The organism is Streptomyces sp. CNT360, from assembly GCF_000424785.1.
The window spans coordinates 175,170-197,844 of the sequence record NZ_AUKO01000004.1; the positions used below are offsets into that span (position 1 = coordinate 175,170).

The following is a 22,675-nucleotide window of genomic DNA, read 5'->3' on the forward strand; positions in this document are numbered from 1 at the left end:
GCCCGGAGCTAGAAACAGGAGGTCAGCAGTGCTCCAGCAGCCCCAGCGCCCGCTCGCGTTCGGTCCTGAACTGCGTCGGCGGCGCCTGGCCAGAGGACTGACGCTCGGCCACCTCAGCGTCCTCATCCACTACAGCAAGAGCCAACTGAGCAAAGTCGAACGGGGCCTCAAGTCCGCCACCCCCGAACTGGCCCGCCTCTGCGACACCGTTCTGAAAGCCGACGGAGGTCTGACGGAGCTGGTCCCCACCGCCGCCCCGTCGAGCTCCACACCCGAAACCACCTCCGAAGAAGACGAGACCTGGCTGATGCATCTGGACCCCGCAGGCAGCAACCGTTTCGAGCTCGTACCCCGCAGGACCGTGGTGGCAGCGGGCGCGGCCTCAGTCTTCCCTCTGGGCCGCGCGACGCCGCACGCGGACAGCGGACTCGTGCTGCGTACGGCTCGCTCCCTGTTCGACCACTACCGTGTTCTCGGGCAGAGCGCTGAACCGCATTGGGTGCTTCCACCGCTCATCGCCCAGACCCACACTCTCCGCTCACTGGCGCAGCAGGCGGACCACCGGTTCCGCGAAGGGCTGCTGTCATTGGCGTCCCGGTACGCCGAGTACATCGGCTGGCTCGTACAGGAGACCGGCGACGAGCGCGGAGCCCTGTGGTGGACCGACCGCGCCGTGGAGTTCGCGGAGGAGGCCGGCGAACGCGAGCTGGCCGCGTACGCACTGGTGCGGCACGCCCTGGTCACCCTCTACCGGGGCGACGCCGACCGGACGGTCGAGCTGGCTCGACGGGCACAGCAACTCGCCGACAGCGACCGGGTACGTGGCCTGGCCGCTCAGCGGGAGGCACAGGGCCACGCTCTCGCAGGTGATCACCACTCCTGCATGCGCGGGCTCGACATCGCGCGGGACCTGCTCACGAAAGCCGTCGAACAGGCCGACCCCGACACGCGGTCGGACACCTCCCCCGTCATCGGCACCAGTACTCTGGCCGACCCGGTTTCCATGATCACCGGCTGGTGCCTGTACGACCTGGGCCGACCGGCAGAAGCCGCACAGGTGCTGGACCGCCAGATGGCCGCCCTACCACCGCACGCGCTCAGGTCCCGGGCACGATACGGCATCCGGCAGGCGCTCGCGTATGCAGCGGCGGGTGAGATCGACCGTGCCTGCGCACTTGCCGAGGCACTGGCTGCCGCCACCGACGCCGTCGCCTCGGCCACGATCACCACCGACCTGCGGCGCCTCGCCCACGTGCTACGGCGCCACCCCGGCCCGGCCACTCGCGAGCTCGCACCCTGGCTGGCCACTCATATCTGACCGACCCCACATCATCACCCGGGCAGGGAACCGCCCTCCGGCACCGAGCCGCACCCCAGTCGACGCACCGCCCTTCCGACGACGGGCGACCAACCCGCCGAGCGCACGGCCGTACCCACCCGGAATCGACCGTCCCCCGGCCGCGAACCGCCAGCACCGAGGAGCCGCCATGCCGCATATCTTCGTCAACTACCGCACAGGTGACGGTGAGCAGGCCGCCACCACCATCGCACGCGACCTCTCGCACCGGTTCGGCAACGAAGTGGTGTTCAGGGCAAGCGAGTCCATCCGGCCAGGCCGGGTCTACCCGACGGAGCTGCTCTCCGGAGTACGCCGCAGCGACGCTCTGCTCGCCCTCATAGGGCCGCAGTGGCTCGACGCCGCGGACCCCGCCGATCCCGAGCGCAGGGCACTCGACAATACGGACGACTGGGTACGCAAGGAGCTGCTGGAAGCGATCTCCGGCGGGGTGCTGGTGCTGCCCGTGCTGCTCGGCCGCCGCACGGAACGTCTCAAGGCCGCGGCGCTGCCCCAGCCGCTGGCCCGGCTCGCCTACGTACAGTCCGTTCGCTTCGACCATCAGCAGGCATCCTCCGACCTCGACCGCCTCGCCACGATTCTCACCGACCTGGTGCCCGGCCTGGAGGGAGACGCGACTCCACAACCCCCCGGAGACCCGGGCGGCGACGGTGGAACCACCAACACCGTCACCGGTGACGGGGACGGCCATCTCCAAGCCCGCGACATCACCGGAGGCGTCACGACCGGAGGTGCCAGCTCCACGGTGATCCGTGACGCATACGGTCCGCTCAACACCGGTACGGGGCCGCAGCACGTGCACCAGCCGCATCTGGAAGGCGACGGGGCCACCTACGTGAACGGAAGCAACAAGGGAGGCATTGGGAAGAACCGGTTCGGAGAGCAACGGTGACCGCCACCACCCATGTGGGCAGCGCGCAGGGGCCGGTCCACTCCGGCTCAGGTGCGCTCCATGTGTCGAACTACTACGGGCATCTTGGAGTCTCCGCCGCTCCTGACAGCGGCGGCCGCGACCCCCGGCAGGTGGCACGCGAGGAACTCCGCGGACTCTGCCAGCGTTTCGTCGCTCCCGCGGGCAGCGAGCTGGCCCGGATGCTGTTGGCGGACAAGCGCGCCGTCATGCTCACCGCCGACCGCGGGAACGGAGCCCCGACGGCCGCGACGGTGTTCTTGTGCGAGCTCCCGGAGGGATACCGCCGGTTCCGCGAACTCGTCGACCAGGCGGAGGAAGAGGGTTGGACCGGACGCGCGCTGGACGAGGCGCACGTCGAGGAAGGGGCCGCGCTGCTGCTCGACCTCTCCTCGATCCCCTCCGGCCGGTACGGGGCCTGTATGGCGGAGCTACCCGGGCTGCTCAAGGTCGTCCGCGAACGACGGGCGTGGCTCGCGGTCGTCCTGCCGCAGGAACGGCGCGCGGGATTCGACCGCGTGCTCCAGCAACTTGTTGTGCCCCTGGGGCGGCCGGACCCGGCCGCCGTGCTGCAAAGGCACCTGCGGGGCTACGGCATCCGCGTCTCGCTCGAAGAGCTGACCGGGCAAGAGCTCCGGCAGGTCCTGGCGACCGCCACGATGACCGAGACGGCGGACCTGGCCGAGGACATCAGGAACGCACAGGAGAGCGCCCCGCCGGAGTCCGGTTTCGCCAGCTGGCTGGCCTCCGCCCTGGCCGCACGCGCGCCGGGCGCCCAAGACGTCGCGCGGCACCTGTCCGAGCTGGAGGGAGGCGCACAGCGCGCTCTGCTGCTGACGGCGGCCATGCTGCACGGGGCGCGCACCGACACGGTCCACGAGGCCGCTGCCCTTCTCGCCCGGACGCTGGAGCACCCCGAGGTGGCCACACCACTGCTCCACCACCGCACGCTGACCGACCGGCTCGCCGGCATCAAGGCCACCGCCCGCGACGGTCTCGTCCGCTTCGACATGGCGGGATACGACGCCGGTGTGCGTCACTACTTCTGGGACAACTACCCGCAGGTGCGCGGCCCGCTGGCCGACTGGCTCAGCCAGTCACCCCGCTTCCCCACCCTGCGCCCGCGCGACCAACTGGACCTGGTCACCCGCTTCACACAGGAGTGTCTGCGCACCGGGCCACCGCGCACACTGCTGGAGCTGACGGAGCGCTGGTCGCGTACATCCGCCACGCAGGCGGAACTCGCGATGGCAGCTCGCGCGTTGGGAGAGGGAGTGGTGCACGCCGGGTACGGCAGCCACTTCCGACGACATCTCTACCGGTGGGCGCAGGACGCCGCGCTGCCGTCCGCGCGTGCCCACGTCCTGATCGGTGTCTGCTCCGAAGTCCTCTCCAGGCGCTTCCCGGACCAGGCGATGATCCGGCTGCGGCATCTGAGCAGGCACCGGGATCCGGCTGTCCGGGGGACCGCGCGCGAAGCCCTGGTGCGGATCACGGACTCCGACGACCGCCTTTACCACAGCCTGCTGTGTCGGCTCAGGCCCGGCGGGGACACCCCCGGCCTTCGCGACCTCGCCGTCTTCCTCGACCTCGCCGACCCGTCCCGAATGCCGGACGACAAGACGGTTCGCGCCCTGCTGGCTGACCACTGGACAGCCGCGCTCACCCATCTCGGCCCCGACCGTTGGGGGGAGCTGTCGCACGCCTGGCTGGCTCACGCCCAGGCGCGGCCCGAGCACCGCAGGGCGGTACTCAGCACCCTGGCAACGGCATGTGCCAGACAGCGGGCGGCGTTCGGCTCCGTCTACACCGCTGCCTGCGCCTGGGCGGCCGTCGATCCGGCACGCAAGCCGACCGTGGACGTGCTCTGGCGGGCCACGGCCTGCGCAGGACATCCACGCCCGCCCCGTCCGACTGCGGACCTCCACTGAGCGCCGTCCCCCGGACAACCGGACGCTCCGAGACGTGTCAGGAGACCCCATGAGTTCTGGCCACAAGACGGTGATCGGCTTCTGCACCGTCATCCTGGGCCTCGTACTGGTCATCGTTGGCCTCGCTCTGCACTGGTCCACCTGGGTGTGGACCGCTGCGGCGATGCTCTTCGTGGCAGTCGCGGCAGCTCTGCGACGCTGGGCCACTCCGACCGTCGACCCACTTTCCCAGGAGTTCACGGCCGAACCCGACCGACCCACCGACCCTCCCGAACGACGCGAGGAGACCGTCACGGACGTGATACTCCCCTCCGCCGCGGAGGACTACGATTTCCGCTTCTCTGCCACGATCCGCTGGTGGCCCGAGGAGCTGCCCAGGAACACCACTCCGTTCAGCCCTGCGGGAGTGGCAGTCAGCGCTGTGCTCGAGCGTGCCCGCGCAGTCACCGAGAAGTGGGAGCCGCACCGTGGGTCGCTGGCCCGGCATCGGCTCTGCGGCGAGCTGGCCGTCATGCTCCCCGATCCGGGCGGCCGGGTGCTGGCTATGGCGGAGAACGTGACCTTGGCGTTGGCCGAGGCGGACGCCGTGCGACTGCGGAAGCTCTCCACTGTCCGCAAGGACGAGACGTTGTGGGCGCATGAACGCCGGTACGAGCGGGACCGGCGGGAGTACCTGGGCAAGGACGTGCTCCAGGACACCGGCAGCGCCGTGGTGTGGTGGCTGGCGAAGAACGACGACCAGATCCGTGAGACCGTCGACGACCTCGGTCTGCTCGCCCAGTTGTCGTCGGCGGCGAACAACCGGGACGTACCGGAGCGCTATGCCCATCTGGTGCCGCATCCGCCGAGGAACCCGGACGCCGAGGCGCAGGCGCACAGCTTCCCGTACGCATCCGCCGACGGTTCCACCGACGGCCGCTCCGAGGACTGCTCGGCAGATCCGTTCGCGAGTCCGTTTGCCGATACGTATGCGGCGAACGGCACGGGGGCCACCTCCGTGAACGCCTTCGAGCGGTTGCTGGCCGCGATGGGGGTCCCGGCCGACCATCCGGATGCGGGCGTCCTGGCCAGGGCTCTGCACGAGGGGGCGACCGCAGTCGCGCGGGAGGGTGGCAGTGAATCCATCAGGGACCGCTTCGACCCGGCCGCTCGGGAGGCGGCCCAGGCCGGCCCTTCGGAAGACGGCGGCGAGGCAGAAGCTGACGTACCCGACAGGTGAGACGGCGCGGGCACAGGCACGAGCCCGCCGGAACCCGGGCCCTTGGCCTCTCCCTGCCGCACCGGCCCGCCGCCCCCCTGACGCCCTCGAAGGCTGCCCCTGGCACGTTCCAGGGCGGCCCTGACGTCCCCGAAGGCTAAGGGCCGCAGGAGCCTGGCCGCGCATCGGGCGCGGCCCCGCACGCCGGAGGCCCGGCACCCCGCCAGCGTGGGGTACCGGGCCTTCGGTGTGAGCTCGACGTGCGGAGACGGTCGAGGCAGGGGCGCGCCTACAGGCCGGCCGCCTTGCGCAGGGCTTCCACGCGGTCGGTGCGCTCCCAGGTGAAGTCGGGCAGCGCGCGACCGAAGTGACCGTAGGCGGCCGTCTGCGCGTAGATGGGGCGCAGCAGGTCGAGGTCGCGGATGATCGCGGCCGGGCGGAGGTCGAAGACCTCCGAGATGGCCTGCTCGATCTTCTCCACGTCGACCGTGGCGGTGCCGAAGGTCTCCACGAAGAGACCGACCGGCTCGGCCTTGCCGATGGCGTAGGCGACCTGCACCTCGCAGCGGGAGGCGAGCCCTGCGGCCACGACGTTCTTGGCGACCCAGCGCATGGCGTACGCGGCGGAGCGGTCGACCTTGGACGGGTCCTTGCCGGAGAAGGCACCGCCGCCGTGGCGGGCCATGCCGCCGTAGGTGTCGATGATGATCTTGCGGCCGGTCAGGCCGGCGTCGCCCATGGGGCCGCCGATCTCGAAGCGGCCGGTCGGGTTGACCAGCAGTCGGTAACCCTCCGTGTCGATCTTGATGCCCTCGTCCACCAGGGCCTTCAGCTCCGGCTCCACGACGAACTCGCGGATGTCGGGTGCCAGCAGGGAGTCCAGGTCGATGTCGGCGGCGTGCTGGGAGGAGACCACGACGGTGTCCAGGCGCACGGCCTTGTCGCCGTTGTACTCGATGGTGACCTGCGTCTTGCCGTCGGGGCGCAGGTAGGGGATCGTCCCGTTCTTCCGGACGGCGGACAGCCGCTCGGAGAGCCGGTGCGCCAGGGTGACGGGCAGCGGCATGTACTCGGCGGTCTCGTCGCAGGCGTAGCCGAACATCAGGCCCTGGTCGCCCGCGCCCTGCTCGTCGAGTTCGTCCTCGTCGCCCTCGACACGACGCTCGTAGGCGCTGTCGACGCCCTGGGCGATGTCGGGCGACTGGGCGCCGATCGATTCCGAGACGCCGCAGGAGGCGCCGTCGAAGCCCTTCTTGGAGGAGTCGTAGCCGATGTCGAGGATCTTGTTGCGCACGAGCGTCGAGATCGGCGCGTAGGCCTTGGTCGTCACCTCTCCGGCCACGTGGACGAGGCCGGTGGTGATGAGCGTCTCGACGGCGACCCGGGAGTGCGGGTCCTCCTTGAGGAGGGCGTCGAGGATGGTGTCGCTGATCTGGTCAGCGATCTTGTCAGGGTGACCCTCGGTCACAGATTCCGAGGTGAACAAGCGGCGCGACACATCGCTCCCTGGGGTTGCAGCGGCTGCTGGCTGAACATAGGGCGGACCGGTCGGGGGCTGCGCCCAAGCACGGTCCGCGGCCAGTTTATCCATCTCCGCCGGTATCCAATCACGGACTCTCGAACTACGAGACGACCCTGACCGACCCGATCCGAACAGCGGTGGCCGCGAAAGCCGGCGCTACATACCGATATATCAGGGAGTGTCGGTCACACATGAGCCGTGTCAAGAGCGCCCTTTCGGCCCCGTCCGACTACTTCCGGCCCACTCGGTCCATGGCGTCGAGGCGGCGGCCCTGCGGCCGGAATCCCCGATTCCGCAGCCGTCGCCGGCCCTGGCGCAAGCCGTCACGCGTCCTCCCCGCCCCAGCGCCGGGAGATCAGGTCCCACAGCGTCTCGGCGAGGGCTGTCTTCGGCCCGTAGGGCACCGGGGTCTCGCTCCCGTCTGCGCCCAGGACGACGGCTTCGTTCTCCTCCGAACCGAAGGTCTTGCTCTCCCCCACCTCGTTGACGACGAGCAGGTCGCAGCCCTTGGCGGCGAGCTTGGCGCGCCCGTGGCCGAGGACGTCGTCGGTCTCGGCGGCGAAGCCGACGACGATCTGGCCGGGCCGGGGCCGGTCGGCGGAGAGGCCGGCGAGGATGTCGGGGTTGCGCACCAGCGCCAGCGGCTCCGGCTCCTGGCCCTTCCTCTTCTTGATCTTCCCGGTGGCGTAGACCGCCGGGCGGAAGTCGGCCACGGCGGCGGCCATCACCACGGCGTCCGCGTCGGTCGCCGCCTTGGTGACGGCCTCCCGCAGCTCCATGGCGCTGCCGACCCGGACCAGGTCCACTCCCGCAGGGTCGGGGAGGGCGCTGTTGGCGGAGACGAGCGTCACCCGCGCACCACGGGCGGCGGCGGTGCGGGCGAGCGCGTAGCCCTGTTTGCCGCTGGAGCGGTTGCCGAGGAAGCGGACCGGGTCGAGGGGCTCACGGGTGCCGCCCGCGCTGATCACGACGTGCCGGCCGACGAGGTCGGGAGCGGCGCCTGCCGCACCCCGGGCGAGCACCCGGCGGCAGACGTCGAAGACAGCGTCCGGGTCGGGCAGCCGTCCTTTGCCGGTGTCCTTGCCGGTCAGCCGGCCGACGGCGGGTTCGATGACGAGGGCGCCGCGGCGGCGCAGGGTGGCGACGTTCTCCTGGGTGGCGGGGTGCTCCCACATCTCCGTGTGCATCGCGGGGGCGAAGACGAGGGGACATCGTGCGGTGAGCAGCGTGTTGGTGAGCAGGTCGTCGGCGATCCCGTGCGCGGCCTTGGCGAGCAGGTCGGCGGTGGCCGGTGCGACGACCACCAGGTCGGCGTGCTGGCCGATGCGTACGTGCGGCACCTCGTGGACGGAGTCCCACACCTGGGTCGTGGCCGGCTGCCCGGTCAGCGCGGACCAGGTGGCCGCGCCGACGAAGTGCAACGCCGAGTCGGTGGGGACCGCGCGTACCGCATGGCCGCTCTCGGTCAGCCGCCGCGCCAGCTCGCACGCCTTGTACGCGGCGATGCCGCCGCCGATCCCGAGGACCACCCGGGGCCGTGCGGACTCCGTGCCCGCCGCTTCCGGCTCGTTGCGCTGCTGCGTCACTCGATACTCCCCATGTGCGTCCGGGATCCTGGGCCTGCTGCCCTTATGACACACCAGGGGCCCGGCAGCCACGCTGCCGGGCCCCTGCCTGAAGGTGCTGCTGCCGGCTACTGGCCGACCGGCGGAGCCTCCACGGCCTCCGAGGTCAGCAGTCCGGCGTTGATCTCACGGAGCGCGATGGAAAGCGGCTTCTCGTGCACGTGGGTGTCCACCAGCGGGCCGACGTACTCCAGGAGGCCCTCACCGAGCTGGGAGTAGTACGCGTTGATCTGGCGCGCGCGCTTGGCGGCGTAGATCACGAGGCTGTACTTGGAGTCGGTGGCCTCGAGCAGCTCATCAATCGGCGGGTTGATGATGCCCTCGGGCGTGGTGATGGAAGAGGACACTCTCTGCCTTCCGAAGGGTGAATTACGAGGGGATCGAATGGATACGGCCGGCACCGCGATGTCACACGGAGTGACGCGAGGTGGGGACCGGAAGTCAGTCGATACGCATCAAGGCTAGCAGCTCGGCGCTGACGTCCTCGACGGAGGTGTTGACCAGCGTGCGGTCGAACTCCGCCTCGGCCGCCAGTTCGGTACGGGCCGCCGCGAGCCGCCTTTCGATGACTTCCGGCGCCTCGGTGCCACGGCCGGTCAGCCGTCTGACCAGCTCCTCCCAGCTGGGCGGGGCCAGGAAGACGAGCTGCGCGCTGGGCATCGACTGCTTGACCAGCCGCGCGCCCTGGAGGTCGATCTCCAGCAGGACGGGCTCTCCGCGCTCCAGGTGCTCCAGCACCGCCTGACGCGGGGTGCCGTACCGGTTGCCCGCGAACTCCGCCCACTCCAGCAGCTCGTTGTTGGCGACCAGCTTGTCGAACTCCTCGTCGTCGACGAAGAAGTACTGCACGCCGTGCCGCTCACCCGGCCGCGGCCTGCGGGTGGTGGCGGAGACGGAGAGCCAGACCTCGGGATGGGCCTGGCGCATATGGGCGACGACCGTGCTCTTGCCGACCCCGGAGGGACCGGAGAGCACGGTCAGCCGCGACGTGCCGACCGGGGGTGCCGGGGTCTCCCCCCGGGGAACTGCAGAACTCATGCAGCGATTATCCCGGTTAACGGGAGTGCCCGGGACCGCGGTGCGTCCCGATGCGGCGGGACGCCCGGCGTCTCAGGCGTTGGCGCCGCCGAACTCCTTCTCCAGAGCGGCGATCTGGTTGGAGCCGAGGCCGCGCACGCGGCGGCTCTCGGAGATCCCCAGGCGCTCCATGATCTGCTTGGCGCGGACCTTGCCGACGCCGGGCAGGGACTCCAGGAGCGCGGAGACCTTCATCTTGCCGATCACATCGTTCTTCTGGCCCTGCTGGATGACCTCGTGCAGGGACGCGCCGGAATGCTTGAGCCGGTTCTTGACCTCGGCGCGCTCCCGGCGAGCCGCGGCGGCCTTTTCGAGCGCGGCTGCGCGCTGTTCAGGGGTAAGGGGCGGAAGAGCCACGCCTACGTCACCTCGGATGTCGAACTGTCGGATACGGACCGGTGAGGAAACCTATTACTCCCTCACCTGCGGAGCAACGAGCAACGCGCCTGTTCGCGGTGCTCTCGACGGAGACTAGCGGGCGCGGGCGCAGGAGTCAGCGAGAACAGACGAAAAGTCCTGGTCAGCCTTGCTCGACCGGGACTTTTTCGGGCATAACCGACATTTTTTGCGGGGTGCGGACGCCGTCGCGCCCCGGCTCGCTGCGGAATCAGCCGACGGCGGCACGCACTTCGTCGGCGAACCGCGCGGCGGACTGTCGCAGTCCGCTTGTGCCGGGTCCGTGACGGAGCACTGCCCGGCTCACGCTCGGCACGACGTTGCGGACCGCAGAACCGAACACCGCCGGCAGGTCCGCAGGGGTCGCGCCCTGCGCGCCGATACCCGGGGCGAGCAGTGGAGCGTTGACGTCCAGCTCGAACGCGGCCAAGTCGCCCAGCGTGGCGCCCACCACCGCGCCGAACGAGCCCAGCGGCTCGGCCCCCGCGTTCCGCTCCGCCAGGTGCCGCAGCACGGTGGCCGCCACGGTGCTGCCGTCCTCGCGTACCGCCCGCTGCACCTCCTGGCCCTCCGGGTTCGAGGTGAGCGCCAGCACGAAGAGGCCCGCGCCGCTCGCGGTGGCCGCCTCGACCGCCGGGTCCAGCGCGCCGAAGCCCAGGTAGGGGCTGACGGTGAGGGCGTCCGAGAACAGCGGACCGTCCGCGTCGAGGAAGGCGGCGGCGTAGGCACCCATGGTGGAGCCGATGTCCCCGCGCTTGGCGTCCATGAGCACCAGCGCTCCGGCCGCGCGCGCCTCGGCCACCGTCCGCTCCAGTACGGCGATGCCGCGCGAGCCGAAGCGCTCGAAGAACGCCGCCTGCGGTTTGAGCACCGCCACCCGGTCGGCCAGCGCCTCCACGGTCGTACGGCTGAACCGCTCCAGCCCCGCCACGTCGTCGCCGAGCCCCCAGGCGTGCAGCAGGGAGGCGTGCGGGTCGATGCCGACACACAGCGGCCCGCGGGCGTCCATGGCGCGGCGCAGCCGGGCGCCGAAGGGTTCCCGCTCGGATGCCGGCGCGGTCATGCGGCGGCCCTCTCTTCCCGGTGTTCGGCGCCGACGGCCTCGGCGAGGGTGGCGTACGGGCTGGCGGCCAGCAGCGCGGCGAGACCCTGGTGGGTCCGGCGCATCCAGAACGGGCCCTCGTACAGGAATGCGGTGTAGCCCTGGACGAGCGTGGCACCGGCCAGGATGCGCCGCCAGGCGTCCTCCGCGGTGGTGACGCCGCCGACGCCGACGAGCGTGAGCCGGTCCCCGACGCGCGCGTACAGGCGGCGCAGCACCTCCAGCGACCGGTCGTGGACCGGCGCTCCGGACAGCCCGCCTGCCTCGCCGGCCGGCTCCGGCCCGCAGGTGAGGCCGAGCCCGTCGCGCGCGACGGTGGTGTTCGTGGCGATGATCCCGTCCAGACCGAGCTCCACGGCGAGGTCGGCGACGGCGTCGACGTCCTCGTCCGCCAGGTCGGGGGCGATCTTGACCAGGAGCGGGAGACGGCGCGTGGTGACCGTGCGGTCAGCGGTTTCGCGGACGGCTGCCAGCAGGGGGCGCAGGTGTGTTGTCGCCTGGAGATTGCGCAGCCCGGGGGTGTTCGGGGAGGAGACGTTGACGACCAGGTAGTCGGCGTGCGGGGCCAGCGCCTCGGCCGAGGTGACGTAGTCGGCCGCCGCCTCCGCCTCCGGCACGGCCTTGGTCTTGCCGATGTTGACACCCACGGTGGTACGGAAGACGGGGTTGCGGGCCGCCAGCCGGGCCGCGACCGCGGCCGAGCCCTCGTTGTTGAAGCCCATCCGGTTGATCAGCGCCCGGTCCCCGACCAGGCGGAACAACCGCTTCTTCGGGTTGCCCGGCTGGGCGCTGCCGGTGACGGTGCCGACCTCGACATGGTCGAAGCCGAGCATCGCCAGGCCGTCGATGCCCTCCGCGTTCTTGTCGAACCCGGCGGCCAGGCCGAGGGGGCCGTGCATGCGGCGGCCCAGCGCCTCGACGCGCAGCGCCTTGTGACGGGGGGCGAGGACCGCTGCCGCGAAGGTGCGCAGCACGGGGATGCGGGCTGCCGTACGGATCCAGGAGAAGGCCAGGTGGTGGGCCTTCTCCGGATCCATGCGGCAGAAGACGGTGCGGAAGAGGAGTCCGTACATGTGGGTGGTGGGTTCCTGTGGGTGGTGGTGTCCCCTGTCCCGCCCCTTCCCGATGCGGTCGGGGCTCCGGCCCCCGGGCGCCGGTCTTCGGACGCCGGGGGCCGGGCGCCGCGCCGGACGGGCAGCGCTCGGCCCGTCCGGCGTCCGGGAGCCCGGGAGGGGAGCCCCGTTCCCGCGAAGGGGGCGGGGCAGGGGAAGGGGCGGACTCAGCTTCGTCGGGCGGCGCCCAGGTGCTCGGCGTGGTCCTGGAGGGAGCGGACGCTGACCTCGTCGCGGGCCAGCGCCTCGATGCCCTGCACCGCGGCGGCCAGCGCCTGCACCGTCGTGAGGCACGGCACCGCCCGGGCGACGGCCGCGGTGCGGATGTCGTACCCGTCCAGCCGGCCGCCCGTGCCGTACGGGGTGTTGACGATGAGGTCGACCTGGCCGTCGTGGATGAGCTGCACGATGGTCGGCTCGCCCTGCGGGCCGGTGCCCTGGCTCTGCTTGCGGACGACGGTGGCGTTGATCCCGTTGCGCTTGAGAACCTCCGCGGTGCCCGAGGTGGCCAGCAGCTCGAAGCCCATGGCGACCAGCTCACGGGCCGGAAAGATCAGCGCGCGCTTGTCGCGGTTGGCGACCGAGACGAAGGCGCGCCCCTTGCCCGGCAGGGCCCCGTACGCGGCGGCCTGGGACTTGGCGTAGGCGGTGCCGAAGAGCGCGTCGATGCCCATGACTTCGCCGGTGGAGCGCATCTCCGGGCCGAGGACGGTGTCCACGCCCCGGCCCTGCACGTCACGGAAGCGCGTCCAGGGCAGAACCGCTTCCTTGACGGAGATGGGCGCATCCAGCGGCAGGTCGCCGCCGTCGCCCTCGGCCGGGAGCAGCCCCTCGGCGCGCAGCTCGGCGATGGTGGCGCCCAGCGAGATGCGGGCCGCTGCCTTTGCGAGCGGGACGGCGGTGGCCTTGGAGGTGAAGGGCACGGTACGGGAGGCGCGCGGGTTGGCCTCCAGCACATAGAGGATGTCACCCGACATGGCGAACTGGATGTTGATCAGACCCTGGACGCCGACTCCGCGGGCGATGGCCTCGGTGGAGGTGCGCAACCGCTTGATGTCGTAGCCGCCCAGTGTGATCGGGGGCAGCGCGCAGGCGGAGTCCCCGGAGTGGATGCCGGCTTCCTCGATGTGCTCCATGACGCCGCCGAGGTAGAGCTCGGTACCGTCGTAGAGGGCGTCCACGTCGATCTCGATGGCGTCGTCGAGGAAGCGGTCGATGAGGACCGGGTGCCGCTCGATGAGGCCCGCGTGGCGCTGCAAATAGGACTCCAGCGAGGGCTCGTCGTAGACGATCTCCATGCCTCGGCCACCCAGCACGTAGGAGGGCCGGACCATCACGGGGTAGCCGATTTCGGCGGCGATGCCCTTGGCCTGCTCGAAGGAGAAGGCGGTGCCGTACTTGGGTGCGGGCAGCCCGGCCTCGGTCAGCACCCGGCCGAAGGCGCCGCGCTCCTCGGCGAGCTCGATGGCTTCGGGCGAGGTGCCGACGACGGGCACACCGTTGTCCTTGAGCGCCTGGGCGAGGCCCAGCGGGGTCTGGCCGCCGAGCTGGACGAGGACGCCGGCGACGGGACCCGCCTGCTGCTCGGCGTGGACGATCTCCAGGACGTCCTCCAGGGTGAGCGGCTCGAAGTAGAGCCGGTCGGAGGTGTCGTAGTCGGTGGAGACCGTCTCCGGGTTGCAGTTGACCATGACGGTCTCGTAGCCGCCCACCGGGGTAGGCGCAGCGCCCAGCGCGAAGGAGGCGTGGACGCACGAGTAGTCGAACTCGATGCCCTGCCCGATGCGGTTGGGGCCGGAACCGAGGATGATCACTGCGGGCTTCTCGCGGGGCGCGACCTCGGTCTCCTCGTCGTAGGAGGAGTAGAAGTACGGCGTCCTGGCAGCGAATTCGGCGGCGCAGGTGTCCACGGTCTTGTAGACGGGACGGATGCCGAGCGCGTGCCGCACCTCGCGGACCACGTCCTCGCGCAGCGAGCGGACGGCTGCGATCTGCGCGTCGGAGAAGCCGTGCCGCTTCGCCCGAGCCAACAGCTGGGAGCTCAGCTCGGGGGCCGCGGCGATCTCGTCGGCGATCTCCTTGATGAGGAAGAGCTGGTCGACGAACCAGGGGTCGATCTTCGTCGAGTCGAAGACCTCCTGCTGGGTGGCTCCGGCGCGGATGGCGGCCATCACGGTGTTGATGCGGCCGTCGGTGGGCTGGGCGGCCCGGGCGAGCAGATCGGCCTTGTCGCCGAGTTCGGCCACCGGGGTGGCGAAGTCGAACTGGCTGCCCTTCTTCTCCAGGGAGCGCAGCGCCTTGTTGAACGCCTCGGTGAAGTTGCGGCCGATGGCCATGGCCTCGCCGACCGACTTCATGGTGGTGGTGAGGGTGGCGTCGGCGGCCGGGAACTTCTCGAAGGCGAACCGCGGCGCCTTGACCACCACGTAGTCGAGCGTGGGCTCGAAGGAGGCCGGGGTCTCCTGGGTGATGTCGTTGGGGATCTCGTCCAGCGTGTAGCCGACGGCCAGCTTCGCGGCGATCTTCGCGATGGGGAAGCCGGTGGCCTTGGAGGCCAGTGCGGAGGAGCGGGAGACCCGCGGGTTCATCTCGATGACGACCACCCGGCCGTCCTCGGGGTTGACGGCGAACTGGATGTTGCAGCCGCCGGTGTCGACGCCGACCTCACGGATGACGGCGATGCCGATGTCGCGCAGCACCTGGTACTCGCGGTCGGTGAGCGTCATGGCGGGCGCGACCGTGATGGAGTCGCCGGTGTGCACGCCCATCGGGTCGAAGTTCTCGATGGAGCAGACGACGACCACGTTGTCCATCTTGTCGCGCATCAGCTCCAGCTCGTACTCCTTCCAGCCGAGGATGGACTCCTCCAGGAGCACCTCGGTGGTCGGCGAGAGGGTGAGGCCCTGCCCGGCGATGCGCCGCAGCTCCTCCTCGTCGTGGGCGAAGCCGGAGCCGGCGCCGCCCATGGTGAAGGAGGGGCGCACGACGACGGGGTAGCCGCCGAGTTCCTCGACGCCGCGCAGCACGTCGTCCATGGAGTGGCAGATGGAGGAGCGTGCGGACTCGCCGTGCCCGATCCTGCGGCGGACGGCCTCGACGACGTCCTTGAACTGGTCGCGGTCCTCGCCCTTGTGGATGGCCTCGGGGCGCGCACCGATCAGTTCGACACCGTACTTCTCCAGCACCTTCGACTCGTGCAGGGAGATCGCGGTGTTGAGCGCGGTCTGGCCGCCGAGGGTGGGCAGGAGGGCGTCGGGGCGCTCCTTCGCGATGATCTTCTCGACGAACTCGGGGGTGATCGGCTCGACGTAGGTGGCGTCGGCGATCTCCGGATCGGTCATGATCGTGGCCGGGTTGGAGTTCACCAGGATCACGCGCAGGCCCTCGGCCTTGAGCACACGGCACGCCTGGGTGCCGGAGTAGTCGAACTCGGCGGCCTGCCCGATGACGATCGGGCCCGATCCGATGACCAGGACGGACTGGATATCGGTGCGCTTAGGCACGCTGGTCCTCCAGGGTGGTGACGCTGCGGGGGTTACGTCCGTCTCGCATGAGCTCGACGAACCGGTCGAAGAGGTAGGCGGCGTCGTGCGGGCCCGCTGCCGCTTCGGGGTGGTACTGGACGCTGAAGGCGGGCTTGTCGAGCAACCGCAGCCCCTCGACGACTCCGTCGTTCAGGCAGACGTGCGAGACCTCGGCCCGTCCGTAGGGGGTGTCGCTGACCCGGTCGGCGGGCGCGTCCACGGCGAAGCCGTGGTTGTGCGCGGTCACCTCGACCTTGCCGGTGGTGCGGTCCTGGACGGGCTGGTTGATACCGCGGTGCCCGTACTTGAGCTTGAAGGTGCCGAAACCCAGGGCGCGGCCGAGGATCTGGTTGCCGAAGCAGATCCCGAACAGCGGGGTACCGCGCTCCAGGACGTGCTGCATGAGCGCGACGGGGTGCTCGGCGGTGGCCGGGTCGCCGGGGCCGTTGGAGAAGAACACCCCGTCCGGCTGCACGGCGTCGATGTCCGCGGCGGTGGCGGTGGCGGGCAGCACGTGCACCTCTATGCCGCGCTCCGCCATCCGGTGCGGGGTCATGCCCTTGATCCCGAGGTCGATCGCGGCGACGGTGAAGCGCTTGTCACCTATCGCCGGCACCACGTAGCTCTCCTCGGTGGCGACCTCCCCGCACAGGTCGGCGCCCTTCATGGCCGGGGCGTCCTGCACCCGGGCGAGCAGCGCGGCCTCGCTCTGTGCCGCGGCCGCGCCGGAGAAGATGCCCACGCGCATGGCGCCGCGCTCGCGCAGGTGCCGGGTGAGCGCCCGGGTGTCGACGCCGCTGATGCCGACGACGCCCTGGGCGCGCAGCTCGTCGTCGAGTGAGCGGGTGGAGCGCCAGTTCGAGGGGGTGCGGGCGGGGTCGCGGACGACGTAGCCGGCCACCCAGATGCGGGCGGACTCGGGGTCCTCGTCGTTGACCCCGGTGTTGCCGATGTGCGGGGCCGTCATCACGACCACCTGGCGGTGGTAGGAGGGGTCGGTCAGGGTTTCCTGGTAACCGGTCATGCCGGTGGAGAACACGGCCTCGCCGAAGGTCTCCCCCACGGCCCCGTAGGCGCGCCCGCGGAAGGTGCGGCCGTCCTCCAGGACGAGCAGGGCGTCCTTCGCCGTCGTACCGGTCGCTCCCCTGGCGGAGGTCGTCATCATGCGCCTTCCTTGTGCTGCTGCGTGGCCGCGACGCCGTTGTCGCCGCTCATGGCGTTGATCTTCTCGGCCCAGCGGGCCTGCTCGGCGGAGCGTTCGAGGCGGAATCCGGAGTCCAGCCGCCGCCCGCCGTGCTCCCAGGTGACGACCAGCAGGCCCCCCTCGGTGAGCACTTTGCCCGCGATGCCGGTATCCAGCCGGGCGCCGCGCAGCCGGTCGGCGGGGACGAAGAAGTCCTCGGCGCCGGGCCGCACCACGTCCAGGCCGCGGTCGGTCAGCGTCAGCTCCGCGCGGCTGCGGGTGCCCAGCCCCCGGGCGACGATCCGGTCCAGCCACTGACCTGCGCTGGTGGAGCCGTGGTAGCGCCCGTCCGCCTCCAGCAGGGGCTCGCCCCGTTCCGCGGGGCTCTGCGGGAGTTCCGGCAGGTCGCCCTGGAGGGTGCCGCGCCACTTCCAGCCCTGGCGCATCAGCCAGTACAGCAGGGCGATGAACAGGACGAGTCCGACGACCCAGCCGATCCGGGAGGCCCAGTCGGTGACGTCCTGTGATTTCTGGGCGGCCGCGAGGGCGACCGCAGGGTGGTTCAACGTGCTCACACTGCTCACTTCAATGCCCCGTCCACAACCGTCGCGCGGCCCCGCAGCCAGCAGTGGGTGACGCGTCCGGGCAGCTCACGGCCCTTGTAGGGGGTGTTGGCGCTGCGCGAGGCGAAGCCCACGGGGTCCACTCCTCCACGGTAAGCCGCGTCGAGAAGAACCAGGTTGGCGGGCTCGCCGGGTGAGACGGGCCGGCCGTGTCCGGCCAGCTTGCCGATGGCGGCGGGCCGGTGGGACATCCGGTCGGCGACCTGCGCCCAGTCCAGCAGCCCGGTGTCCACCATGGTGTGCTGCACCACCGAGAGGGCCGTCTCCAGGCCGACCATGCCCATGGCCGCCGCGCCCCACTCGCAGTCCTTGTCCTCGTGGGGATGCGGTGCGTGATCGGTGGCGACGCAGTCGATGGTGCCGTCGGCAAGCGCCTCGCGGAGCGCCATGACGTCGGCCTCGGTGCGCAGCGGCGGGTTGACCTTGTAGACCGGGTCGTAGGAGCGCACCAGCTCGTCGGTGAGCAGCAGGTGGTGCGGGGTGACCTCGGCGGTGACGTTCCAGCCCTTCGACTTGGCCCAGCGCACGATCTCCACGGAGCCGGCCGTGGAGAGGTGGCAGATGTGGACCCGGGAGTCGACGTGGGCGGCCAGCAGCACGTCGCGGGCGATGACGGACTCCTCGGCGACGGCGGGCCAGCCGGCCAGCCCCAGCTCGGCGGAGACGGTGCCCTCGTTCATCTGGGCGCCCTCGGTCAGCCGCGGTTCCTGGGCGTGCTGGGCCACCACTCCGTCGAAGGCCTTCACGTACTCCAGGGCGCGCCGCATGATCACGGCATCGTCGACACACTTGCCGTCGTCGGAGAAGACCCGCACCTCCGCGGCGGAGTCGTGCATGGCGCCCAGCTCGGCGAGCTTTCTGCCCTCCAGGCCGACGGTGACGGCGCCGACGGGGCGCACGTCGCAGTAGCCGTACTCCTTGCCCAGCCGCCACACCTGTTCCACCACACCGGCGGTGTCGGCGACGGGGAAGGTGTTGGCCATGGCGTGCACGGCGGTGTAGCCGCCCTTGGCGGCGGCGCGGGTGCCGGTCAGGACCGTCTCGGAGTCCTCGCGGCCGGGCTCGCGCAGGTGCGTGTGCAGGTCCACCAGTCCGGGCAGCAGGACGCTTCCCTGTGCCTCGACCACCTGGGCACCGGGGGCCTCGATCCCGCGGCCGACACCGGCGACGACGCCGTCGTCGACCAGTACGTCCTGCGGCTCGCCACCCAGCACCCGCGCCCCGCGGATCAGTGTCGTGTCGTCGGTCTTGCTCATCTCAGTGGTTCTCCTGGGGCATCGCGGCTTCGGTGCGGGTCTCGTCGGTCCGGGAGAGCGCCGGCTCGGCGCCGCCGAGCAGCAGGTACATCACGGCCATCCGGATGCTGACGCCGTTGGCGACCTGTTCGACGGCGGTGCAGCGGGGCGAGTCGGCGACCTGGGCGGTGATCTCCATACCGCGGTTCATCGGCCCGGGGTGCAGCACGACGGCGTGGTCGGGCATCCTCGCCATCCGCTCGCCGTCCAGGCCGTAGCGGCGGGCGTACTCGCGCTCGGTGGGGAAGAAGGCGGCGTTCATCCGCTCGCGCTGGACGCGCAGCATCATCACCGCGTCGGACTTGGACAGCACGGCGTCCAGGTCGTAGGAGACCTCGCAGGGCCAGTGCCCGACGCCGATCGGCAGCAGGGTGGGCGGCGCGACGAGGGTGACGTGGGCGCCCAGGGCGGACAGCAGGTGGACGTTGGAGCGGGCCACGCGGCTGTGCAGGATGTCGCCGACGATCGTGACGTGCAGGCCGTCGAGACCCGCGCCCTCCTGGCCGACGAGCCGGCGCCGCAGGGTGAAGGCGTCCAGCAGCGCCTGGGTGGGGTGCTCGTGGGTGCCGTCGCCCGCGTTGACGACGCTGCCGCCGATCCAGCCGGAGGTGGCCAGCCGGTGCGGGGCGCCGGAGTCGCCGTGCCGGATGACGACGGCGTCGGCGCCCATCGCCTCCAGGGTGAGCGCGGTGTCCTTGAGGGACTCGCCCTTGGAGACCGAGGAGCCCTTGGCGGAGAAGTTGATGACGTCCGCCGAGAGCCGCTTGGCAGCCGCCTCGAAGGAGATCCGGGTGCGGGTGGAGTCCTCGAAGAAGAGGTTGACGATGGTGCGGCCGCGCAGGGTGGGCAGTTTCTTGATCGGCCGGTCGGCGAACCTGGCCATCTCCTCGGCGGTGTCGAGGATGAGGACGGCGTCGTCGCGGGTGAGGTCGGCGGCCGAGATGAGGTGGCGCTTCATCTGTTGCCTGGTGCCTTCCGTGGGTGGGTGGGAGAGCGTCGGACCGGTTGCCCTTCGAGGCCTGGCCGGGTGCGCGGGGTGCTGCCGACAGGCGGCCCGTGCCGGTTGGGCCGGGTCCTGACGGGGCGGGCGTCCGGGCGTGCAGGGGTGCTCCGCGTGCCGGAGCGCGTGCCTGGCGTGAGCTCATGGGTGCGCGGGCCCCTCCGCGGGCCGTGTCGCGCCGGATGCGCCGGGCGGCGGGCTCAGGTGTCGCGGGCTCGGGCGGCGGGTGTGCGGGCTATCCGGCGGGGTCGGCGCCGTCCGCCGGTGCGGTGCTGTGCGCCGGTGGGGCGGTTGCCGTCGGCGCGGTGGCGTGCCGGGAGTGCTCGGCCGCGCTCTCGGAGCCGTCCTCGCGGACACCGAGGAGCACGCCGTCGTGGCCGTCCTCCTCGGTCAGTTGCACCTTGACGGTCTCGCGCTGCGAGGTGGGCAGGTTCTTGCCGACGTAGTCGGCCCGGATGGGCAGCTCACGGTGACCGCGGTCCACGAGCACGGCGAGCTGGACGGTGCGGGGGCGGCCGATGTCACCCAGGGCATCGAGTGCGGCACGGATGGTGCGGCCGGAGTAGAGCACGTCGTCGACGAGCACGACGAGCCGACCGTCGACCCCCTCGGCCGGGATCTCGGTGCGCGCCAGAGCGCGCGCGGGTCCGAGCCGGAGGTCGTCGCGGTACATCGTGATGTCGAGCGAGCCGACCGGAACGGTACTGCCGGTGATCTCTTCGAGCTTGGCGGCCAGCCGTCGGGCGAGGAAGACGCCGCGGGTGGGAATGCCGAGAAGCACCACGTCATCGGCGCCTTTGGCGCGTTCGACGATCTCGTGGGCGATGCGGGTGAGGACCCGCTTGATGTCCGGCGCCTCCAGTACGGGGCGCGCCGGATGCAGGTTCGCGCTGGCGTTGTCCATGAAACCGGACCTCCTTGACCGCCTCACGGGACGGCCCTTAAAGGACGTCTGTCTGTCGTCGCTCAACGCTACCAGGGGCCGCCGGGAGACCCGCGCGGGGTCCGTACCAGCCGTCTGGACCCCCTCGGCTTGACGCGGCACATTACGCTGCGTAACCTCACAGTGAGTTACGAAGAGCGCGGCGCAGCGCACCGGGCTGACGCAGCCGCTCAGCGAGATCCAGCGTCCGGGGAGCCATATGTCCAGCGAATACGCCAAACAGCTCGGAGCCAAGCTCCGCGCCATCCGCACCCAGCAGGGCCTCTCCCTCCACGGTGTCGAGGAGAAGTCCCAGGGCCGCTGGAAGGCGGTCGTGGTGGGCTCGTACGAGCGCGGCGACCGGGCCGTGACCGTCCAGCGCCTCGCCGAGCTGGCCGACTTCTACGGGGTGCCGGTGCAGGAGCTCCTGCCGGGCACCACTCCGGGCGGGGCCGCCGAGCCGCCGCCGAAGCTGGTGCTCGACCTGGAGCGCCTCGCCCACGTGCCGGCCGACAAGGCGGGCCCGCTCCAGCGGTACGCGGCGACGATCCAGTCGCAGCGCGGGGACTACAACGGCAAGGTTCTCTCGATCCGCCAGGACGACCTGCGCACGCTGGCCGTGATCTACGACCAGTCGCCGTCCGTGCTCACGGAGCAGCTCATCAACTGGGGTGTGCTGGACGCCGACGCGCGCCGGGCCGTCTCCCACGAAGAGGTCTGAGGGCCAAAACGGGCGGCCGAGGGGCGAGCGCCCGGGGCGACGGCGCAGGAAACCGGCACAGGCCGGAGGCAGGCACAGAAAGAGGGGGGCGCTCCCGTCGGGAGCGCCCCCTCCGTGTCACGGCGCGTCGGTGCGCGGCACCGTCTCAGCGCGACAGCGTCGGCTTGAGCTCCTTGAGCCGGCCCAGCAGGCCGTTGATGAACCCCGGGGACTCGTCGGTGGAGAACTCCTTGGCCAACTGGACGGCCTCGTCGATGACGACCGCGTCCGGGACCTCGTCGACCCCCAGCAGCTCGTAGACGGCGAGGCGGAGGATGCTCCGGTCCACATCGGGCATGCGGTCGAGCGTCCAGCCCACTGCGTAGGTGGACAGCAGCTCGTCGATGCGTGCGGCGTTGTCGGCGTACCCCTCGACGAGGGTCATCGCATATTCGGAGACCGGCGGCTGCCGGGTGTCCGTCCGTGCGAGCCGCAACCAGTCCGCGAGCACGGTACGCACGTCGGCGTCGCGCTGGTCGGCCTCGAAGAGGATCTGGAAGGCGCGTTTGCGGGCCTTGTTGCGTGCAGCCACGGTTAGCTGTTCACCCGGCCGAGGTACTCGCCGGAGCGGGTGTCGACCTTGATCTTCTCACCGGTGGTGATGAAGAGCGGCACCTGGATGTTGTAGCCGGTCTCCAGCTCGGCGGGCTTGGAGCCGCCGGTGGAGCGGTCGCCCTGGACGCCCGGCTCGGTGTGCTTGATCGTCAGCTCGACGGCGGCCGGCAGCTCGACGTACAGGACCTCGCCCTCGTGCTGCGCGACGGTGGCGTCGAAGCCCTCGATCAGATAGTTGGCCGCCTCGCCGACGACCTTGCGCTCGATGTGCAGCTGGTCGAAGGTCTGCATGTCCATGAAGACGAAGTAGTCGCCGTCCATGTAAGAGAACTGCATGTCCCGTCGGTCCACGGTGGCCGTCTCGACCTTGGTGCCCGCGTTGAACGTCTTGTCGACGATCTTGCCGGACAGGACATTCTTCAGCTTGGTGCGGACGAAGGCGGGGCCCTTGCCCGGCTTGACGTGCTGGAATTCGACAACGGACCAGAGCTGGCCGCCGTCGAGCTTGAGCACCATGCCGTTCTTGAGGTCGTTCGTGGATGCCACGGTCGCGGAATCTCCTGAGACTGCTGCGGAGACCAGA

20 protein-coding genes are annotated in these 22,675 nt (G+C 70.9%); 5 read left to right on the top strand and 15 right to left on the bottom strand.

The window, feature by feature from the left end:
• The first annotated feature begins 28 nt into the window (after window positions 1-28).
• The 4 genes from H297_RS0110945 to H297_RS35815 all read left to right on the top strand — a co-directional run bounded on the left by H297_RS0110945 (window position 29) and on the right by H297_RS35815 (window position 5,417).
• Window positions 29-1,318, top strand: a complete 1,290-nt coding sequence (locus H297_RS0110945) for an NsdA family TPR-like regulatory protein (RefSeq protein ID WP_027737070.1) — start codon at window positions 29-31, stop codon at window positions 1,316-1,318.
• A gap of 169 nt (window positions 1,319-1,487) precedes the next feature.
• Entirely contained in the window at window positions 1,488-2,249 is a 762-nt protein-coding gene (locus H297_RS0110950; RefSeq protein ID WP_027737071.1) for a toll/interleukin-1 receptor domain-containing protein, read from the top strand.
• Window positions 2,246-4,198 carry a hypothetical protein gene (locus tag H297_RS0110955; RefSeq protein WP_027737072.1) on the top strand — a complete coding sequence of 651 codons (1,953 nt, stop codon included), beginning with the start codon at window positions 2,246-2,248 and terminating at the stop codon, window positions 4,196-4,198. The genes H297_RS0110950 and H297_RS0110955 overlap by 4 nt, the downstream gene beginning before the upstream one ends.
• A gap of 49 nt (window positions 4,199-4,247) precedes the next feature.
• On the top strand, window positions 4,248-5,417 hold the full coding sequence (locus tag H297_RS35815; protein ID WP_051351745.1) for a hypothetical protein: 1,170 nt from the start codon (window positions 4,248-4,250) through the stop codon (window positions 5,415-5,417).
• Between the two features lie 268 nt (window positions 5,418-5,685).
• On the opposite strand, the gene metK is transcribed toward H297_RS35815, so the two are convergent.
• From metK to pyrR, 13 genes are all read right to left on the bottom strand, one after another.
• The gene (gene metK, locus H297_RS0110965; protein ID WP_027737073.1) at window positions 5,686-6,894 is read right to left on the bottom strand and encodes a methionine adenosyltransferase; all 1,209 of its coding nucleotides are present in this window, start codon (window positions 6,892-6,894) and stop codon (window positions 5,686-5,688) included.
• 347 nt (window positions 6,895-7,241) lie between these two features.
• Window positions 7,242-8,504 carry a bifunctional phosphopantothenoylcysteine decarboxylase/phosphopantothenate--cysteine ligase CoaBC gene (coaBC, locus tag H297_RS0110970; protein WP_027737074.1) on the bottom strand — a complete coding sequence of 421 codons (1,263 nt, stop codon included), beginning with the start codon at window positions 8,502-8,504 and terminating at the stop codon, window positions 7,242-7,244.
• 107 nt (window positions 8,505-8,611) lie between these two features.
• Window positions 8,612-8,890, bottom strand: coding sequence for a DNA-directed RNA polymerase subunit omega (rpoZ, locus tag H297_RS0110975; protein ID WP_027737075.1), 279 nt, complete (start codon window positions 8,888-8,890; stop codon window positions 8,612-8,614).
• 94 nt (window positions 8,891-8,984) lie between these two features.
• Window positions 8,985-9,581, bottom strand: a complete 597-nt coding sequence (gene gmk / locus H297_RS0110980) for a guanylate kinase (RefSeq protein ID WP_027737076.1) — start codon at window positions 9,579-9,581, stop codon at window positions 8,985-8,987.
• A 72-nt stretch (window positions 9,582-9,653) separates the two neighbouring features.
• Window positions 9,654-9,977, bottom strand: a complete 324-nt coding sequence (gene mihF, locus H297_RS0110985) for an integration host factor, actinobacterial type (RefSeq protein WP_027737077.1) — start codon at window positions 9,975-9,977, stop codon at window positions 9,654-9,656.
• A gap of 250 nt (window positions 9,978-10,227) precedes the next feature.
• Window positions 10,228-11,079, bottom strand: coding sequence for an orotidine-5'-phosphate decarboxylase (gene pyrF / locus H297_RS0110990; protein ID WP_027737078.1), 852 nt, complete (start codon window positions 11,077-11,079; stop codon window positions 10,228-10,230).
• On the bottom strand, window positions 11,076-12,191 hold the full coding sequence (locus H297_RS0110995; RefSeq protein ID WP_027737079.1) for a quinone-dependent dihydroorotate dehydrogenase: 1,116 nt from the start codon (window positions 12,189-12,191) through the stop codon (window positions 11,076-11,078). The genes pyrF and H297_RS0110995 overlap by 4 nt, the downstream gene beginning before the upstream one ends.
• 206 nt (window positions 12,192-12,397) lie before the next feature.
• Window positions 12,398-15,733, bottom strand: coding sequence for a carbamoyl-phosphate synthase large subunit (gene carB, locus H297_RS0111000; protein ID WP_027737080.1), 3,336 nt, complete (start codon window positions 15,731-15,733; stop codon window positions 12,398-12,400).
• Window positions 15,726-16,916: a glutamine-hydrolyzing carbamoyl-phosphate synthase small subunit gene (gene carA, locus H297_RS0111005; RefSeq protein ID WP_027737081.1), complete on the bottom strand. Its 1,191-nt coding sequence runs from the start codon at window positions 16,914-16,916 to the stop codon at window positions 15,726-15,728. Before carA ends, carB begins: the two co-directional genes overlap by 8 nt.
• Entirely contained in the window at window positions 16,916-17,512 is a 597-nt protein-coding gene (locus H297_RS0111010) for a PH-like domain-containing protein (protein ID WP_027737082.1), read from the bottom strand. The genes carA and H297_RS0111010 overlap by 1 nt, the downstream gene beginning before the upstream one ends.
• 5 nt (window positions 17,513-17,517) lie before the next feature.
• Window positions 17,518-18,816 (bottom strand): dihydroorotase, encoded by a 1,299-nt coding sequence (locus tag H297_RS0111015; RefSeq protein ID WP_027737083.1) that lies wholly within the window; start codon window positions 18,814-18,816, stop codon window positions 17,518-17,520.
• A 1-nt stretch (window position 18,817) separates the two neighbouring features.
• Window positions 18,818-19,813: an aspartate carbamoyltransferase catalytic subunit gene (locus tag H297_RS35820; RefSeq protein ID WP_037793742.1), complete on the bottom strand. Its 996-nt coding sequence runs from the start codon at window positions 19,811-19,813 to the stop codon at window positions 18,818-18,820.
• 277 nt (window positions 19,814-20,090) lie between these two features.
• On the bottom strand, window positions 20,091-20,759 hold the full coding sequence (gene pyrR / locus H297_RS35825) for a bifunctional pyr operon transcriptional regulator/uracil phosphoribosyltransferase PyrR (RefSeq protein WP_051351746.1): 669 nt from the start codon (window positions 20,757-20,759) through the stop codon (window positions 20,091-20,093).
• Between the two features lie 238 nt (window positions 20,760-20,997).
• Between pyrR and bldD the strand changes: the two genes are divergently transcribed.
• Entirely contained in the window at window positions 20,998-21,498 is a 501-nt protein-coding gene (bldD, locus tag H297_RS0111030) for a transcriptional regulator BldD (RefSeq protein ID WP_027737084.1), read from the top strand.
• Between the two features lie 145 nt (window positions 21,499-21,643).
• Here bldD and nusB read toward each other — a convergent pair whose 3' ends face one another.
• Both nusB and efp read right to left on the bottom strand, forming a co-directional pair.
• A complete protein-coding gene (nusB, locus tag H297_RS0111035) occupies window positions 21,644-22,069 on the bottom strand; it encodes a transcription antitermination factor NusB (RefSeq protein ID WP_027737085.1) in 426 nt (141 codons plus the stop codon).
• Window positions 22,070-22,071: 2 nt separating this feature from the next.
• Window positions 22,072-22,638 carry an elongation factor P gene (gene efp / locus H297_RS0111040; protein ID WP_027737086.1) on the bottom strand — a complete coding sequence of 189 codons (567 nt, stop codon included), beginning with the start codon at window positions 22,636-22,638 and terminating at the stop codon, window positions 22,072-22,074.
• Between the last annotated feature and the right edge of the window lie 37 nt (window positions 22,639-22,675).